Here is an 18,095-nt window from a genome sequence, read left to right as displayed (position 1 = left end):
AAAAAGGATAAATATGAGAACAGAACAAATAACAGCAAGAGCGTTAAAACAAGTTGGTGATGATAGATATAAACTTTCACTTATCGTAGCAAAGCGTGCAGAAGCACTAGCAAATGGAGCAGTAGTGCTTGTAGAAGCCGATACTTCAAAGATGAAATTTGCTGACATTGCGCTACTTGAAGTAGCTGAGGGCAAAATAGGCTTAGAGGCAATAGTTGAAGGAAAATAGTCTTTTTTTAGAGCAGCTAATAGAACAAATTTTACCTTGTAAAAATGTTTCAGAAGCTATAACGCTGCTCTTTTCTCTTTGCGAACGAAGCGAGAAATTAGATAAAGCTATAGATAGCTGTGTCACATCTCATGCTGGTCAATATCGCAAAAGTGGCGAGCCATACGCAATCCATCCTATCTTAGTAGCATCAATAGTAGCAAATATGGGTGGAGATGAGAGTATGGTCATAGCTGCACTACTTCACGATGTAGTTGAAGATACTGAAGTTACACTTAGCGAAGTTCAGGCTGAATTTGGTGATGAAGTGGCAAAACTGGTTGAGGGGCTTACAAAGATAGTTGCTATAAGAGAAAACAAGCTTGCAAGCTCAAGTAGTAACGAAAAACTAGCAAGTTCGGCGCTAACTTTTAGAAAAATGCTTTTAATCTCCATTGAGGATGTTAGAGTTCTTGTGGTTAAGCTTTGTGACAGACTTCATAATATGCTAACCCTTGATGCATTAAAGGTAGAAAAACAAAAACGAATTGCTGAAGAGACGCTTATGGTCTATGCTCCGATTGCTCATAGGCTTGGAATTTCATCGATTAAAAATATACTTGAAGATCTAAGTTTTAAATATGCTATGCCAGAAGAATACGCCAAGATCGATAGCTTTTTAAATAAAAATAAGCAGCAGCTCAGCCTTAAGCTAAATGCTTTTTACGAAAAAGTAAATCAAATTTTGCTTGAAAACGGCTTTATTGAGGGTACTTTTGAGATTCAAAAACGTATAAAACATTACTATTCGATTTATTTAAAAATGCAAAGAAAAGGCATTTCGATTGAAGAGGTGCTTGATTTGCTCGCTATTAGAATTCTTGTGCAAAAACCGCTTGATTGCTACCTTGCGCTTGGAAATTTGCATATAAATTTTAATCCTCTTATTTCGAGATTTAAGGATTATATTGCACTTCCAAAGCAAAATGGCTATCAAACGATACATACAACTATTTTTGATAATAAGAGTATTTTTGAGGCACAAGTTCGTACTTACGATATGCACAAAACCGCCGAATATGGTGTCGCAGCTCACTGGAAATATAAAAACGGCGAGGGTAGTTTACTAAATCCAAAACTTGACTGGCTAAACGACATTGGTATGCAAAATAATGAAGCTGAAAGTAACGTCGAAGAGCTTTATGAATATGCAAAAGATAGTCTTTATATAGAAGATATTGCGGTCTATTCGCCAAAAGGTGAAGTTTTTACGCTTCCACGTGGGGCTACTGCACTTGATTATGCTTATGAGATTCACACAGAGATCGGACTTTACGCAAAAGAAGCTTATATAAATCGCGTCAGAATGCCACTTTTAACAGAGCTAAAAAACGGTGATATTGTAAGGATCGTAACTGGCGAGGAAGCAAAATTTCGCTGTTCGTGGATAAATAGCGTTCGAACTGGTAAAGCAAGGGCTACGATAAGAACATATTGCAAACAAAAGATAAAAGATATAAATTATAAAATCGCAGTTGATATTTTAAAGTCAGTTTTTGGCGTTTCAAAAGATAGAATTTTAGACTGGATAGAGCATGAAAATTTAGGCAAAAAAGTTTTTCGTGCTGCAACTGAAAGCGATTTTTTGCAAGAGGTCGTAAATATGCTTAAAAAGTATATAAAAAAAGAGCGTCCTTTTATGATCTCTTTGGGCGACAAATATCAGGTTAAAAAGCAAAAATTTGAAAATATCGTAATCTACTCAAATCACAAAATTTCAAATGTCGAGTTTGACTATTGTTGTAACCCAAAAAGAGGCGATAGCATAGTTGGCTTTAAAAATGGGCACAATGTGACAGTGCATCACAAGCTTTGTGAGCGTGCTGGAAAGCTTATGGATAAGGGCAATGAGATTATCTTTGTCAAATGGACTAGAAATGCCCCACATAGATATAAAATTTTATTAAATCTTGAGAACCGAAAAGGCGCGTTGGCTGAATTTTTAACATATCTTGCTAGACTGGATGTAAATTTGGCTACAATCTCGCTAAACGAAGCAAATGACCTTAGCGGTGATACATTTGAGATAAGTGTTGAGATAGCTGAAAACATCGATGCAAACGAGCTAAGAGAGAAGATCAAAGATAGATATAAGATTATAGATTTCGTTTCGCAAAGCGATCCATACCATAACTAGGAGAAAGATAATGCAAGATATAGCTGAAATTTTACAAGAGATAAAACGCGGTGTTGCCGAGATTATTGACTTTGAAAGAGTTGAGAATTTAATAAAAAACTATTATGAAAAAGGTGAAAATTTCTATGTAAAGGCTGGCTTTGATCCAACTGCTCCAGACCTTCACTTGGGACACACAGTCGTTTTAAACAAGATGGCACTTCTTCAAAAACATGGCGCGATCGTGCAGTTTTTAATAGGCGATTTTACCGCTCAAATAGGCGATCCAACCGGCAAATCAGCCACCAGAAAGAAGCTAGATCAAGAGACGGTTTTAAAAAACGCTAAAACCTATGAAGAGCAAGTTTTTAAAATTTTAGACCCAAAAAAGACTGTGATCATGTTTAACTCAAAATGGTCAAATGAGCTTGGAGCTGCTGGAATGATAGAGCTAACTAGCACATTTTCAGTCGCTAGAATGCTAGAGCGCGATGATTTTGAAAAAAGGATAAAATCTGGTAGTCCAATTTCAATTTGTGAATTTATGTATCCACTTCTTCAAGGTTATGATAGCGTTGCGATGAAGTGCGATATCGAGATGGGCGGTACGGATCAGAAATTTAACCTTCTAATGGGCAGAACTTTGCAGAGAATTTATAACGTCGGCAAAGAGCAAGCTGTCATCATGATGCCACTTCTTGAGGGGCTTGATGGTGTAAATAAGATGAGCAAAAGTCTTGGAAACTACATCGGCGTAACTGAAAACGCAAATGATATGTTTGCAAAAACGCTTAGTATAAGCGATGAGCTAATGTGGCGTTGGTACGAGCTTTTAAGCACAAAAAGCCTTGGCGAGATAGAAAATTTAATGAACGATGTAAAAAACGGCAAGTATCATCCAAAAAAAGCAAAAGAGGACCTTGCGTACGAGATAACAGCAAGGTATCACGGTGAGGAGGCTGCAAAAGCTGCGATGGCTGAGTTTAATAGCGTACACTCTCAAAATCAGCTCCCAACTGATATCAAAGAATTTAGCTTAAAAGCACCAGTTTGGATCGTGGAAGCTTTATCGCAGTGTGAATTAAGTGAGTCAAATTCTCAAGCAAGACGCGACATAAAGGCAAATGCGGTTAGCATTAATCAAGAAAAGATCAGTGATGAGCAGTTAAAATTAGAGGCAGGTGAATATATCTTGCAAGTAGGAAAGCGTAAATTTGCAAAAGTAAAGGTTGAATAGATGGAGTTAAAGCCATTAAAAATAGGAAAATATGAGATAAAGTATCCGATATTTCAAGGCGGTATGGGACTTGGTATCAGCTGGGACAAACTAGCTGGCAATGTCAGCCTTGAAGGCGGTCTTGGAATAATTAGCTCAGTTGGCACAGGATATTATGAAAATCGTAAATTTATAAATAAAGAGCTAAATGCAAAGCCATTTGGAAGTGAAAATTTCTACTCTACAAGAGGTCTTAGAGCAATTATTGAGAATGCACGAAAAATTTGTGGAGATTTGCCGCTTGGCGTAAATATAATGTATGCTGCAAATGATTACGCAAGAGTGGTAAAAGACGCTTGTGAAGCCGGTATAAATATCATCGTATCAGGTGCTGGACTACCTACTAATTTGCCAGAATTTACACAAAATTTTAAAGAGGTTGCACTAGTTCCTATTATCTCAAGTGCAAAAGCACTAAAGATCATCTGCAAACGTTGGCTACAAAGATATGATCGCTTGCCAGATGCAGTTGTGCTTGAAGGACCACTAAGCGGTGGACACCAAGGTTTTACTTACGAGCAGTGCCTTGATCCTGAGTTTTCGCTATTTAATCTAATCCCACAAGTAAAGGCTGAGATAAAAGAGTGGGGCGACTTTCCGCTCATCGCAGCCGGTGGAATTTGGGATAAAAACGACATAGAAAAGGCGATATCGATAGGCGCAGACGGCGTTCAGATGGGTACACGCTTCATCGGCACTCATGAGTGTGACGCAGATATTGGCTTTAAAGAAGTGATACTAGCAGCCGAGGAAAAGGACATAGAGCTTATAAAAAGTCCAGTTGGCTATCCGGCTCGTGGGATTAGAACAAATTTGATAAATTTGGTAGAAAAAAGGATGGGACCAAAGATCCAGTGTATAAGCAACTGCGTGAGCCCTTGTCAAAGGGGTAAAGGGGCTAAAGAGGTTGGATATTGCATCGCTGATAGGCTGTTTGACTCATTTAGCGGCAAAAAAGAGACCGGGTTATTTTTCACGGGAGCAAACGGATATAAACTAAAAGAGCTAATAAGCGTAAAAGAGCTAATGCACAAGCTGGTACATGGTGAATGAAACGAGCGATAATCCTCTTTTTTATTGTTTGTAATTTCCTTTTTGCCTCGACAAATTCTGAGATATTTGTAAAATTTGATAAAAATTTTGCCAGTTCAAGCAGAAGTGCAAAGATTAAATTTCACAACGATATAAAAGATATCTATGTCGACGCGATCATCAAAAATGACAAAAATATAAAAAAACAAGCGCTCACAAGACTCATAACCAGCTCAAAATCGCTTGGTTTTGACTCAAGTGGGTATATAAAAGATCTAAATGCACTAAATGGCGTAAAGAGCGCCAGTACGCCTAGTACTACTACTTTGACGCTGCTTAGTGCAACCAAGGTAAATGACACTTTAGTACTTAAGTTTAATACAAAAATTGATACTGCAAAATTAAAAACATCCTTTTTAAAGCAACAAAATACATATAAAAACATTATGGATATTGACGGTAGACTAAATGGTAATCCGCTAACTTATAAAAATTTCATATCTGATTATATTCATATCTCGCAGTATGATAAAAACACTGTTAGAGTTATTTTTTCTGATAAGGCCCAAAAGACTATAAAAGCAAATGCAACAGGTGATCTGCTTATAATCAGCGCTCAAAATTTTATCTCAAATGAAAATGTAAAAGCACCACTTCATAAAACTAAAAACAAAAATGAAGAAGTGCCACACAAAGAGCCTGAGCCAAATTTAAAGCCGCAGCCTGCACAAAGTGAGCCAGTGGCAGCACCTTTGCCACCAGTTGCGACTGGTAAATTTTCACGCAACAAAACGATCGTCATCGATCCAGGTCATGGTGGCACTGATCCAGGCGCAGTAAATGGCAAGCTTCAGGAAAAAACTGCGGTTTTAGGTGTAGCCAAAAAGCTTGGCGACATACTAAAAGCGCGTGGCTACAAGGTTTATTTTACTAGATCAACCGATGTCTTTATAAATTTAAGAACAAGAACAAAATTTGCAAACGATAAGATGGCTGATCTATTTGTTTCCATTCACGCAAATGCCGCTCCAAATGCCACAAAGGCAAAGAGTATGCACGGCATTGAGACATTTTTCTTATCGCCTGCAAGAAGCGAACGTAGTAAAAACGCGGCTGCGCTTGAGAATAAATCAGATATCGAAGAGATGAATTACTTTTCACAGCAGACATTTCTAAATGTGCTAAATCGCGAGAAGATCATCGCGTCAAATAAGCTTGGTATCGATATCCAAAAAGAAATTTTAGCAAGTGCTAGAAAGGTCTATGCTGCAAGTGACGGTAGTGTAAGGGAAGCGCCGTTTTGGGTACTCGTAGGCGCTCTTATGCCAGCAGTTCTTGTTGAGATCGGCTATATCACGCATCCAGTTGAGGGCGAAAAGCTCTTTAATGATGCCTATCAAAATGCCCTTGCAAACGGCATAGCAAACGGTATAGATGGATATTTCGCAAAAAATAGATGAAAAATGCAAATTTAAGCTTTAAAGGGCAAATTCCATTTAACGAGGAGTTTGGCGATATCTATTTCAATACCGATAAACCTTTGCTTGAGAGTGAATTTGTCTTTGCAAGCGCACTTGATGAAATTTGGCAGAGTAAAGACAGCTTCATCATCGCTGAGACTGGCTTTGGTGCTGGGCTAAATTTCTTCACACTTTGTAAGAAATTTAAAAATAGCTCTAAAAAACTTCACTTTGTTAGCATCGAAAAAAGTCCTATTAAAAAAGATGATCTTTTAAAAATTTATGAAAATTTAGGCATTTTTAAAGCTTATGCCAAAAAGCTGGTTTCACTCTATCCGCCACTTATTGAGGGCATACACCGTATAAATTTTACTCCAAATATCACACTTGATCTTTGCTACGGCGAGGCTAAAGAAATTTTACCCGAGCTTGATTTTAACGCTGACATCTGGTTTCTAGACGGCTTTGCTCCAAGTAAAAATGGCTCGATTTGGAGCGAAGAAATTTTTAGAGAGATCGCAAGACTAAGCAGGGTTGGTACTATTGCTAGAACCTACTCGTGTGCAAAAATAGTAAAAGACGGGCTAAAGGGCGCTGGCTTTTTGCTAAGCTTAAAAGAGGGATACGCTAGAAAACGTCAGATGAGTAGCGCCGTGCTAGAGAAAAAGGATGAAAATTTAAAGGATGCTTGGTTTGCGAGATGCGAACCACTGTCTAAGCCAAAAGGCAAAACAGCACTTATCATAGGAGCTGGCGTGGCTGGACTTGCAACAGCTGGCGAACTAGCCAAAAATGGCCTTAAGGTGGTGATCGCCGAGGCAAAGGGCGAAGTGGCTACAAATGGCTCAGGCAATCACTGTGGTGCTTTGATGCCACTAGTTACAAAGCCCGGGGTAAATTTAGGCCGCATGCATTTAAACGCATTTTTGCAAGCAGTGAGATTTTACAAGGCGACTTTGCCAGAAAGCCTTATCAAATTTAATGGCTGCATCGACTACGCATTTGACGATGAACTTATTAAAAGATATGGCTCGTGGCAGGATCAAAGCGTAGAGAATATTTTTAAATTTGATGAGAGCTTAAAGCCATATCCTGGGATGTTTATAAAAGACGGCGCTTACGCTAGACCAAGAGAAATTTGTAAATTTTTATCAAGCAGTTTTGAAATTTTATTTAATCACGAGTATGAGAGTAGGGCGCATCTACATAACGGCAAGATAAGCGTTAAATTTAAAAATAAAAAAAGCTTGGAGGCTGACATCTTGGTCTTTTGCACTGGCAGTAAGAGCAGTGAAATTTTTAAGGGCTACGACATGCAAATAAGCAGTGTCCGAGGCCAAGTCACGCACCTAAAACCAGTGCTAAAAAATGCCATGCCGCTAAGCGCAAAAGGCTACATTTGTCCAGCCGTCAAAGGTGTGCAAGTTATCGGCGCTACTTATGCCAGAAATGAAATTTGCGATACGCCAAAAGACGAAGATAACGCTAAAAATTTAAGCGATGTAGGCGAGTTTTTCGACATCAAAAAAGCCACCATTATCGGCTCACGTGTAGGCTATAGAAGCTATAGCGGAGATAGGTTTCCGATAATTGGCGCCTTACATGACGAAGAATTTTACAAGCAAAACTACAAAGGGTTATTTTGGAGTAAAAATAAAGATAACAATCCAAAAGCAAGCTACGAAAAAAATGTTTTTGTAAATTTTGCTCACGGCTCGCGAGGTCTTGGCACAGCGATACTTGGAGCAAATTTGATAATGGATCTTGTGCTTGCTCGCCCACTTTGTATAGAAAGATCGCTATTTCACGAGCTTCATCCAGCTAGATTTTTGATAAGAAAACTAAAAAGGGGATTAAAACTTTAAGAGGCAATTAGCAGAAATTCCTAGCACAAGATACTAGGAATTTCTTGTAAGTTTAGGCTTAAAGCCTTGTTTTCATCTTTTCAAATTCATCTTTTATGACTTGCTCGTGAGGTTCGCTCGTCATTTTATTTATCGCATCTCCCCAGATACTTACGCTAATGATCGCTATGCAAGAAGCTATGATGCCAGGCAAAATTTCATAAACATAAGCGTTTAGTCCTGAAGTGATCCAAAATATTACGGTCGCACCTCCAGCTATCATACCGGCTAATGCTCCAAGTGCACTCATGCGCTTCCAGTAAAGGCTAAAAAGTAGCACTGGTCCAAAGCTCGCACCAAATCCGGCCCAAGCGTTGCCAACGACGTTTAGAACATTATCTGTCGAGATAAAGGCAAGTATGGTAGCAACTATGGCCACTACTACGACAGCATAGCGACTGATCGCCGTTTGTGTATTTTGACTAATCTCTTTTTTATAGAATGCAAAGATAAAGTCCTTTGTTACCGAGCTAGATGTAACTAAAAGCTGACTTGAGATAGTACTCATTATCGCTGAAAGCACAGCTGAGATGATAATACCTATAAAAAATGGTGGGAAAAGTAGCTCACCAAGCTTTAGAAACACCGTCTCAGGATCACTAAGCCCGCCTCTTTGACTAAAGTAGACAAAGCCAATAAGTCCGCTCATAATCGCACCAAGCAACCCAATGCTCATCCATCCAATGCCGATTCTTCTTGCTTTAGCAAGCTCTTTTGAATCGCGTATCGCCATAAATCTAACAATGATGTGTGGCTGTCCAAAATAGCCAAATCCCCAAGCCATAAGTCCTAAAATTCCCCAAAAAGTTTGATCTCTAAATGGATTTAGGTGATTTGTATCAAGCTTGCTTATCTCCTTTATCAAATTTGTATCGCTTGGCAAGTCTAAATTTAGATATGCCACGACTGGGATCGAGACTAGGACACAAAACATCAAAAGCCCCTGAAATGCATCAGTTATACTAACTGCTTTAAATCCACCAAAAAATGTGTAAAAGACCACGATAACAAGTGTGAAGACCGCTCCGTAGGCAAATTTTAAACCAAAAAAGCTCTCAAATGTCTTTCCGCCAGCGATGATGCCGCTACTTACATAAAGCGTGAAAAAGATTAAAATGATAAGACCAGAGATGATTCTTAAAATTTTAGTCCTATCTTTAAAGCGATTTTCTAAAAAGTCTGGTATCGTGATACTATCACTCGCAACTTCAGTATAAATTCTAAGCCTCTTTGCTAAAAATAGATAGTTGCAGTAAGCTCCAATGATAAGACCAATTATCATCCACACATTTGCTATACCAGTTGCGTATAAGGCTCCGGGCACGCCAAGTAGCATCCAACCACTCATATCAGAAGCACCAGCACTAAGTGCAGTAACTACTGGACCCATTCGACGGTTATCTAGCAGATACTCGTTCATACTTGCGTTTTTATCGTAGAAATATCGTCCGATAAAGAGCAAAAAGCCAAAATAGATGGCGATGGCTAAATAAGACCCAAAGCTCATAAATTTCCTTTCAAATTAAGATAAATGGCTTATGTTAATATAAATTTTTTTAAATTACAACATTCAGCGCCGATCCTTAAACGCTTTTAAGCAAAATGATATAAATTTTTTCGTATTATTTAAAGCCATATTTTAAAGAGAAGGACGAAGTTGAAGGCTCAAAATTTAGCTAAATTTCTATTTTTTATGATAATCGTCTCACTTGGAGCATATTTTTTCTATCCAAGAGATCTTAGTGAGGCTCAAGAGATCGCTTATATCAAAAGTTATGGAGTGACTTTAGGGCTTACTATAGGCGGTATTGTCATAGGCATAACACTTGGATTTACCTTGGCGTTTATTAAATTTTTAAATATTAAAGTCTTAAATTTTATAATTGATGAATATATCGATATCTTACGTGGAACACCTGTAATACTTCAACTTTTAATATTTTCAGTTGTCATTTTTGCCACATGGAGTGATAATTTTTATGTAGCTCTCATCGCACTTGGACTAAATAGCTCTGCTTATGTGGCCGAGATCGTGCGAAGTGGCATAAACAGCGTGGATAAAGGACAAATGGAAGCGGCTCGTGCGATGGGCCTAAACTACTATGTTTCGATGCGCGAGATAGTTTTTCCACAAGCTACGAAAAATATCTTACCAGCTCTTGCAAATGAGTTTATATCGCTATTTAAAGAGACATCAGTCGTTGGCTACATAAGCGTCGTTGATATCACGATGCAAAGTAAGAGCTTGCAAGCGGTCTTTTACAGCCCAGAGCCAGTCATTTTTACGGGCATTGTCTATTATGTGAGTGTTAAATTTTTTACACTTTTGACAAAACTACTTGAGAGGAGATTAAACCGCCATGATTGAGATTAAAAATTTAAACAAAAGTTATGGCGATTTGCGAGTTTTAAATGATATTAGCGTAGATATAAAAAAAGGTGAAGTTATTGCGATAATTGGTCCAAGCGGTGGTGGCAAAAGTACATTTTTACGCTGCATAAACCGCCTTGAGGATCCAGATAGTGGACACATAAAGATAAATGGCGAAGATATTTTAGATAAAAAATCAGATATAAATAAAATTCGCCAAAAAGTGAGCATGGTTTTTCAGCACTTTAATCTTTTTGCAAATAAAAACGTCTTGCAAAATTTAACTCTAGCTCCGATAAAAGCGGGAATTTTAGATAAAGCAAGTGCAGAAAAAAGAGCCGATGAGTTGCTAAGAAGTGTTGGGCTAAGTGATAAGAAATTTGCCTATCCGCACAAGCTTTCAGGCGGACAGAAGCAACGTATCGCGATCGCTAGAAGCCTAGCAATGGATCCAGAGGTGATACTATTTGACGAGCCGACAAGTGCGCTTGATCCTGAGATGATCGGAGAGGTGCTTGATATTATGAAAGATGTTGCTGCAAGGGGCATAACGATGCTTGTGGTGACCCATGAGATGGGCTTTGCAAGAAACGTGGCAAATAGAATTTTCTTTATGGATAAAGGCAAGATAGCAGTTGATGACACACCAAAAAATGTCTTTACAAATCCACAGCACGAGCGTCTGCAAGAGTTTTTAGGCAAAATTTTAAATCATTAAAGGAGTAGAAAATGAGTAAAATTTTAAAATTTTTGATGGCAAGTTTGGTTTTGTTTTTACTAGGTTGTGGCGATGATGCTAATAAAAAAAATGCAGTAAATAATGCCGAAGAAGCTAGTAAAAATGTAGTTTATAAAGTTGGCTCTAGCGCTGATTATCCACCTTTTGAATATCTTGATGAAAATAATAAAATTGTTGGCTTTGAGATAGATTTATTAAATGAGATTACCAAAAAAACTGGAATAAAATTTGATGTTGCAAATATGAGCTTTGATGGACTGATATCAGCATTAAAAACCGGTAAAATTGATATTGCTATAAGCGGAATGAGTGCAACTGATGAGAGAAGGAAATCGGTTGATTTTACCAAGCCATATTATTTTTCAGAAAATTTATTTATCCGCAAAAAAGGCTCAGATGTAAATAAAGACAATCTTAAGGATAAGAAAATTTCAGCTCAAGTTGGCACACTTCAAGAAGAAGCAGCCAAAAGCATAACTACTAAGTCGATACCTGCTGAAAATGTAGCAGCTGCCATCATGTCACTAAACGCTGGTAAAATCGACGTTGTACTAACTGATAGTCCGATAGGGGTTGAATATTTAAAACAAAATCCAGATTTAGAAGAATTTTTAAGAGTTCCTGATGGCACGGAAGGATTTGCAATGGCGTTTGATAAAGGCAAACATACTGAGCTTATCAAGAAGATAGACGCAGCGATCGATGAGCTACAAAAATCTGGCGAATTTGACAAAATGCTAGATAAATATGGATTAAAGAAATAAATCTAAATACAAAATTTGCAGAGAAGCAGGAATTCTCTGCAAAAACTCACTTTTTTCTAATTTTTAAAATTTAACATCTTTTAAAAGTAAAATTAATAAAATGGCTTAATTATTTTCAAGGAGAAAAAATGAAGCTTCTCAGGATGAGAACGGCATTTATTTTAAATGTGCTATTTTCTATTTGCATGTATCACAATTTTGTTAAAAAATTCCTACTATTTAATAAAGCTAAATTTAAATTAAAATTTTACATAAATAGGCTAATCAATATTTTTTATAAAAGCAACCAAAAGTATTTTTTGGTTGATAAATTTTAAGTATTAAAGTCGTATGGCTTTATTTTTTGAAGCAGATATTAAGAAAAACTAAAAGGAGAGAAAATGAATAATCTAGGTATTAAATCTAAGATTATGGCGATAGTTATCGTCAGTCTTATTGGCCTTGGTATCATGAGTGCATACATGCTAAATGGTATCTTAAAAACTCGCTCAAAAGCAGAGTTTAGCGAGAAGATCGTGGATACAATAATCAATCAAAATAATTTTATCCATGAGATGCAAAAAGAACGCGGATTTAGCTCAGGTGTGCTAGCAGGAGGGGATAATAAAAATTTATTAGAGCAGCGTAAGAAAGTAGATGCTGCGCTTGATAAGCTTGAAGAGAAAAATGAAATAGTTTCAGAGATAAATAGTATCCGCTCAAATGTAGATCAAAAAAGTGGCAATGATCTAATTAGTCGTATAACAAAAATTTTAAGAAAAGAGGTTATTGCTATAAATGGATATAGTGATAAGCTCGAGCCTAGCTTGGTAGATGATCTAAAGCGTATTATTATTGTTGGTGAGATAAAAGAGTCTTTTGGTATTTTGCGTGCTACTTTAAATGGAATTTTTACTAAAAAGAGCATAGGTAAAGAGGACTATAACAAAGTAGTTGCACTAAATAGCGTTATAAATAAATTTATGCAGGATTTTGACGATTACAACCCAAAAGAATTTAGCGATGAATTTGACGCTATCGCTAGAAAAAAGGCTGATTTTATAGATGCGATGAATATTATAAAAAATGTAGTTGCCACTGAAGATGCATCTTATGACGCAGCGAGTTGGTTTTCAAAGATAAGCATTTCAATAGATGCGATGAGAGAGCTTGAGCTTAAACTACTTGATAGTATGCAAAAAGATGCACAACACATAAAAAGTGAAGCAAATACCCAACTTATTTTTAGCTCAATAGTGATTGCGATTTGTATTTTGCTTATGTTGCTAGTATCTACATTGATAGGTAAAAATTTGATCTCTGGCATAGATCAGACTAAAAATGGCTTAGTTAAGTTTTTTGACTTTTTAAATAATAAAACTAATAAAGCTGAATTTTTAGATCGTAGCGGTAGCGACGAGATCGGACAGATGAGCGCACTGATTAATGAGAATATCAAGCAAATCGAGGCAAATTTATCTGAGCAAAATAATTTCATTAAAGAAGCAAATACTTTTGTAAATCAAATCGGCAAAGGTAACTACGTAGCTCAGCTTAATGCAGATACTTCAAATCCTGCACTTAGCCAGCTAAAACAAACTTTCAAAGACTTACAGATCGCTCTTAAACATGCTATTGCGGAAAATGGCGATGACGTGTTAAATCTACTAGAAAGCTTTAAAAAACAAGATTTTACTAAAAGGCTTGAAGATGATGGCAAAATGGCGGTTGGTATAAATGCTCTTGGTGAAGAGATAGCCAAGATGTTAAGAGCAAATTTAGATCAAGCCCATGTGCTAGAAGAAAAGGCTGAGTCTTTAAGTCAGTCAATGAAAGAACTAACTCAAGGCGCAAATGTACAAGCAAGCTCACTTCAAGAATCTGCTGCTGCAGTAGAGCAAATGTCAAGCTCAATGAATGCAATATCTCAAAAAACATCTGATGTTATTAGACAAAGTGATGAGATTAAAAACATCATAACTATTATTAGAGATATAGCTGATCAAACAAATTTACTAGCTCTTAATGCCGCGATCGAGGCAGCACGTGCAGGAGAGCATGGTAGAGGCTTTGCGGTTGTTGCAGATGAGGTTAGAAAACTAGCAGAGAGAACTCAAAAATCTCTAACAGAGATCGAAGCAAATACAAACGTACTAGCTCAATCAATCAATGAAATGAGCGAATCTATAAAAGAGCAAAGTGAGGGAATCAATATGATAAATCAATCAGTTGCTCAAATAGACACACTTACAAAAGAAAATGTAGTAATTGTCAATAAAGCAAATGAAGTAACATCTGATGTTGACGACATGGCTAAGGCGATAGTAAACGAAGTTAGAAAAAGTAAATTTTAATCTTTGACTTACTCTTAGAGCTCCTATTATTCTATCCCTTAAAATAATTAAGGGATAGAACCTATCCATAAAAATTTATATGCTACTTTGCTATACGATTATTTATAGCATTTTTCTTTTATTACGGATTTAAACAATTTTTAATAGAGAAATACTGATAATTAAGCCCACTAAATCACCTTAAAGGACACTATTATGAAAAAGATCTTTGCTCTTTTACTCACAGCTTTTGTTGCTCTTTGTGCAAATGAGCTAAAATTTGGCACAGCGGCGAACTATCCGCCATTTGAATATATCGATGAAAATAACAAAATAACAGGCTTTGATATCGAGTTAATTGATGAAATTTCAAAGCGTGCAGGCTTTTCATATAAGATCATAAATATGAGTTTTGACGGCCTTATCCCAGCACTTAAAGCCGGCAAAATAAATGGCATTATAAGTGCGATGAGTGCGACTTCAGATAGATTAAAATCGATTGATTTTACAAAGCCATACTATCTAACTGAAAATCTTTACCTAAAGAAAAAAGGCAATGACGCACTAAAGGCTAAAGAAGAGCTAGCTGGCAAAAGAGTTGGCGTGCAACAAGGCACCGTCCAGGAGCTAGCAGCAAATGCAATAAATGGCGTAAAAGTAGTGCCTTCAGAAGATACTGTGCCACTCATCATGGGATTAAAAGTTGGTAAATTTGACGCAGTCATCCTTGATAGCTCTATCGGATATGGCTTTATCAAGAAAAATCCAGAACTTGAAGCATTTTTCAAAGAAGTTGATGGCAGCGAGGGCTTTTCAATAGCATTTGATAAAGGAAAAGAGAGCGCGTTAATAGAGAAAATAAATCAAATTTTAGATGATATGAAAAAAGACGGAAGCTACGAAGCTTTACTTAAAAAATACGATCTAAAATAATCTTCTAGCCTGCAAATTTGCGGGCTTATGCTAAATTCTGCTTTGTCTATCGATTAAAATAAAAAGGAAAATAATGAGAAAAATTTTGTTGCTTTTTTGCCTAGTAATGGGTCTTTTTGCGCTTCAAAACGATAAAGATATGTTAAATGGAGAGCTAAAAAACGGGCTAAAATACTATATCAAAGAGAATAAATTTCCACAAAAAACAGCTATTTTTTATCTTGTTATAAATTCTGGTTCAACTGATGAAAAAGATGGCGAGCAAGGTCTTGCTCACTTTTTGGAGCACATGGCGTTTAATGGCAGCCGTGACTTTAGTAAAAATGAGCTCATTAAACAGCTTGAGAGCCTTGGTGTGAAATTTGGAGCCGATCTAAACGCGCAGACGAGCTATGATCAGACGAGTTATGTCTTAACGATTAATGTAAATGAGAAAAATTTACAAGATACGTTTAAAGTCTTTTCGAATTGGATAGATGGCGTTAAAATCGATCCTAAGGAGCTTGATAAAGAGCGTGGCGTCATAATGGAAGAGGAGCGTCAGAGAAATACGCCAGGATATAGGCTTTATTTGGCTCAAACAAAGGATATTTTTGAGGGCAGCATCTATCTAAAAAGAGTGCCAATAGGCGATATGAACGTCATCAAAAGCGTAGATGCTAAGCACATGCAAGAATTTTACGAGAGGCTTTATCAGCCAAGATTTATGAGCTTTGTTGCTGTTGGCGACTTTGATAAAAATGAGATAAAAAGCTTAATCGAAAAAAACTTTAGCCAAGCAAAAAATACAAATTCTTACATTCATCCAGAAAAAAATATCAGCTTTAAAAGTGGTTTAAATATTTTTAACTATGACTCGAATGAAACTGGAATGGAGCTAGTTAGACTTAGCTATTTTGATAAATTTAGCCCGGTTGTAAATGAAGCTGATGCAAAGAGGAATCTAGAAGACGCACTTATCGCAAGCCTGATAAATATGCTTTATGAGCAAAAAAATGCAAATAATTCATCAAATTTAAGCACTGATTTTATAGCTCAAACACTTCAAGCAAAGCAGAAAATTTATAGTTTTGAAACAAATGTACTTGGAGGCGATTTTAACGCAAGCCTTAAAGATATGCTTGGCGTTATAAAAGGCATTAAAGAATTTGGCTTTAATAAAGATGATTTTGAAGATGTAAGAAAGGCGTTTGTGGCAAATGTAGATGCAAAATTTAAACGCTCAAAGACTAAAAAGTCAAGCGCTTACGCAGGACAAATTTTAAATATGATAGAAAATGGTGGCTTTGTGTTAAGTGATGAAGATGAAAAAGAGCTTAGTTTAAAGCTATTAAACGAGATTACGCTAGCTGATGTGAATGCTAGATTTAGGCAAATTTTAGCCATTTCTGATGAACGTGTAAGAATTTTTAGCAAAGATGGTTTTAAGCTTAGCAAAGATGAGTTTTTAAAGCTTTTTGCCAAAGCGCCTGCTTATAACACAAACCTATCTGCTAGCAACAACGACAAGAGCCTAGGCAATGAAAATTTAGAGCCAAAAGAGATAAGCTCAAGAAACTTTGATGAAAAAAATGGAATTTATACCTATAAAATGCAAAATGGCTCGCAAGTTATCTTTAAGCCACTAGCTACCAAAAAAGATAGTATTTTGTTTGCGGCCGTCAGCAAAGGAGGCACATCAAATTTGGCTGATCCAAAGCTTGGTAGCTTTGCAGTTGCGCTCACAAATGAAAGCGGCGTTGGTAAATTTAATAACTATGAGCTCTCAAAGGCACTAAATGGAAAGATCGTAAGCTATGAAAAGGGCATAGAAGCGCTTACGCAAGGCATTTATGGCTCATCAAGCACAAGCGATCTTAGCTCGCTGCTAGCTGTTATAAATTTAGAATTTAACGCTCCAAGAGCCGATGCAAACGTGCTTGAGAGGATAAAGCAAAGAGCAAAGGATGAGCTAAGTAAAGAGCAAAATTTGCCTGAATATAAATTTAGCACCGAATTTAGTAAATTTTTTTACGAAAATAATAAACGTGTCGAGCCGCTTGAGACGGCTCAGATCGACGCGCTAAAGCTAAATGAGCTAAAAGAGATCATCAAAGATAAATTTACAAACGCGGCCTCATATACTTTTGTAATCATAGGCGACACCGACGAAGAGAGGCTTTTGCCACTTATTAAAAAGTATATCGCCACTTTGCCAAAGCTTGGCGAGGCTGAAGAGTTTAAAGACGATGGCGTGCGAAGTATCAAGGGTCAGCACACCTTTAAAAGGGAGTATCAAAGCACAAAAAGAAGCGATGTTGGCATAAATATCGTAAATTCTGATGCGAAATATAGCTTTGAGGGAGCGATTAGACTAAGGGCATTAAGTGAAATTTTAAAAACGGCGCTTCGAGAAAAGATCAGAGAAGATAAGGGTCAAACATACGGTTTTAGCCTAAATGCCAAGCTCTCGCGCTATCCTTTTGAGCATTCAGATATGCTAATTAGCTTTACTTGCGACCCTTCAAATACAGACAAGATTATCGCTGAGATAAAGGAGATAATAGCTAGCATCAAGAGTAGTGGCGCGATCTTGCCAAAGCATTTGGAGGATTTTAAGGCACAGAGTGAAATTTCTATAAAAAAAGATTATGAAAAGCCTGAGTTCTGGCAAAAGCTCATCATTTCAAATAAAATTTACAACATGCCACTTTATACGGCTGATGAGTACACAAGTGCGGTAAAAGCTATCACAAATGAGGACATCAAAGAGGCTGCAAAGTTATATCTTGATGATAAAAATATGGTGATAAGCATAAATAATCCGAAGTAGAAATTTATGGAGTTAAGCTGGCTGGCTCTTAAAATTTAAACGTGAGTAAAATTTATTAAGATAAGCTAGTTTTTTAAATTAGTTGGCTAAATTGGCTCTTTAAATTCA

13 protein-coding genes are annotated in these 18,095 nt (G+C 36.8%); 12 read left to right on the top strand and 1 reads right to left on the bottom strand.

What is annotated here, in order from left to right:
- The first annotated feature begins 13 nt into the window (after positions 1–13).
- From CVT18_RS08765 to mnmC, 6 genes are read left to right on the top strand one after another with little or no spacing between them, the layout of a single operon-like run.
- Positions 14–229: a DNA-directed RNA polymerase subunit omega gene (locus CVT18_RS08765; RefSeq protein ID WP_021091717.1), complete on the top strand. Its 216-nt coding sequence runs from the start codon at positions 14–16 to the stop codon at positions 227–229.
- Positions 216–2,405: a RelA/SpoT family protein gene (locus tag CVT18_RS08760; RefSeq protein WP_084041542.1), complete on the top strand. Its 2,190-nt coding sequence runs from the start codon at positions 216–218 to the stop codon at positions 2,403–2,405. Before CVT18_RS08765 ends, CVT18_RS08760 begins: the two co-directional genes overlap by 14 nt.
- A 10-nt stretch (positions 2,406–2,415) precedes the next feature.
- Positions 2,416–3,621 (top strand): tyrosine--tRNA ligase, encoded by a 1,206-nt coding sequence (tyrS, locus tag CVT18_RS08755; RefSeq protein WP_103629472.1) that lies wholly within the window; start codon positions 2,416–2,418, stop codon positions 3,619–3,621.
- Entirely contained in the window at positions 3,622–4,713 is a 1,092-nt protein-coding gene (locus CVT18_RS08750) for a nitronate monooxygenase (protein WP_103629473.1), read from the top strand. It abuts the gene before it with no gap.
- Positions 4,710–6,152: an N-acetylmuramoyl-L-alanine amidase family protein gene (locus CVT18_RS08745; RefSeq protein WP_107824456.1), complete on the top strand. Its 1,443-nt coding sequence runs from the start codon at positions 4,710–4,712 to the stop codon at positions 6,150–6,152. The genes CVT18_RS08750 and CVT18_RS08745 overlap by 4 nt, the downstream gene beginning before the upstream one ends.
- Positions 6,149–8,017, top strand: a complete 1,869-nt coding sequence (gene mnmC, locus CVT18_RS08740; RefSeq protein WP_107824455.1) for a bifunctional tRNA (5-methylaminomethyl-2-thiouridine)(34)-methyltransferase MnmD/FAD-dependent 5-carboxymethylaminomethyl-2-thiouridine(34) oxidoreductase MnmC — start codon at positions 6,149–6,151, stop codon at positions 8,015–8,017. The genes CVT18_RS08745 and mnmC overlap by 4 nt, the downstream gene beginning before the upstream one ends.
- A 58-nt stretch (positions 8,018–8,075) precedes the next feature.
- Here mnmC and putP read toward each other — a convergent pair whose 3' ends face one another.
- Positions 8,076–9,563 carry a sodium/proline symporter PutP gene (putP, locus tag CVT18_RS08735; RefSeq protein WP_107824454.1) on the bottom strand — a complete coding sequence of 496 codons (1,488 nt, stop codon included), beginning with the start codon at positions 9,561–9,563 and terminating at the stop codon, positions 8,076–8,078.
- Between the two features lie 150 nt (positions 9,564–9,713).
- Between putP and CVT18_RS08730 the strand changes: the two genes are divergently transcribed.
- From CVT18_RS08730 to CVT18_RS08700, 6 genes are all read left to right on the top strand, one after another.
- Positions 9,714–10,424, top strand: coding sequence for an amino acid ABC transporter permease (locus CVT18_RS08730; protein ID WP_180999696.1), 711 nt, complete (start codon positions 9,714–9,716; stop codon positions 10,422–10,424).
- On the top strand, positions 10,417–11,145 hold the full coding sequence (locus CVT18_RS08725; protein ID WP_107824453.1) for an amino acid ABC transporter ATP-binding protein: 729 nt from the start codon (positions 10,417–10,419) through the stop codon (positions 11,143–11,145). The genes CVT18_RS08730 and CVT18_RS08725 overlap by 8 nt, the downstream gene beginning before the upstream one ends.
- Positions 11,146–11,156: 11 nt before the next feature.
- Positions 11,157–11,930, top strand: a complete 774-nt coding sequence (locus CVT18_RS08720; RefSeq protein ID WP_087583956.1) for a basic amino acid ABC transporter substrate-binding protein — start codon at positions 11,157–11,159, stop codon at positions 11,928–11,930.
- A 380-nt stretch (positions 11,931–12,310) separates the two neighbouring features.
- On the top strand, positions 12,311–14,263 hold the full coding sequence (locus CVT18_RS08710; RefSeq protein WP_107824452.1) for a methyl-accepting chemotaxis protein: 1,953 nt from the start codon (positions 12,311–12,313) through the stop codon (positions 14,261–14,263).
- Positions 14,264–14,458: 195 nt separating this feature from the next.
- Positions 14,459–15,175: a transporter substrate-binding domain-containing protein gene (locus CVT18_RS08705; RefSeq protein WP_087579056.1), complete on the top strand. Its 717-nt coding sequence runs from the start codon at positions 14,459–14,461 to the stop codon at positions 15,173–15,175.
- Between the two features lie 73 nt (positions 15,176–15,248).
- Positions 15,249–17,987, top strand: a complete 2,739-nt coding sequence (locus CVT18_RS08700; protein WP_103629479.1) for a M16 family metallopeptidase — start codon at positions 15,249–15,251, stop codon at positions 17,985–17,987.
- Positions 17,988–18,095: the final 108 nt, after the last annotated feature.

The organism is Campylobacter concisus (genome assembly GCF_003048405.1).
Lineage (GTDB): Bacteria > Campylobacterota > Campylobacteria > Campylobacterales > Campylobacteraceae > Campylobacter_A > Campylobacter_A concisus_Q.
Note: the sequence above shows the minus strand (reverse complement) of the source record. Positions and strands in the feature narration are given on the sequence as shown.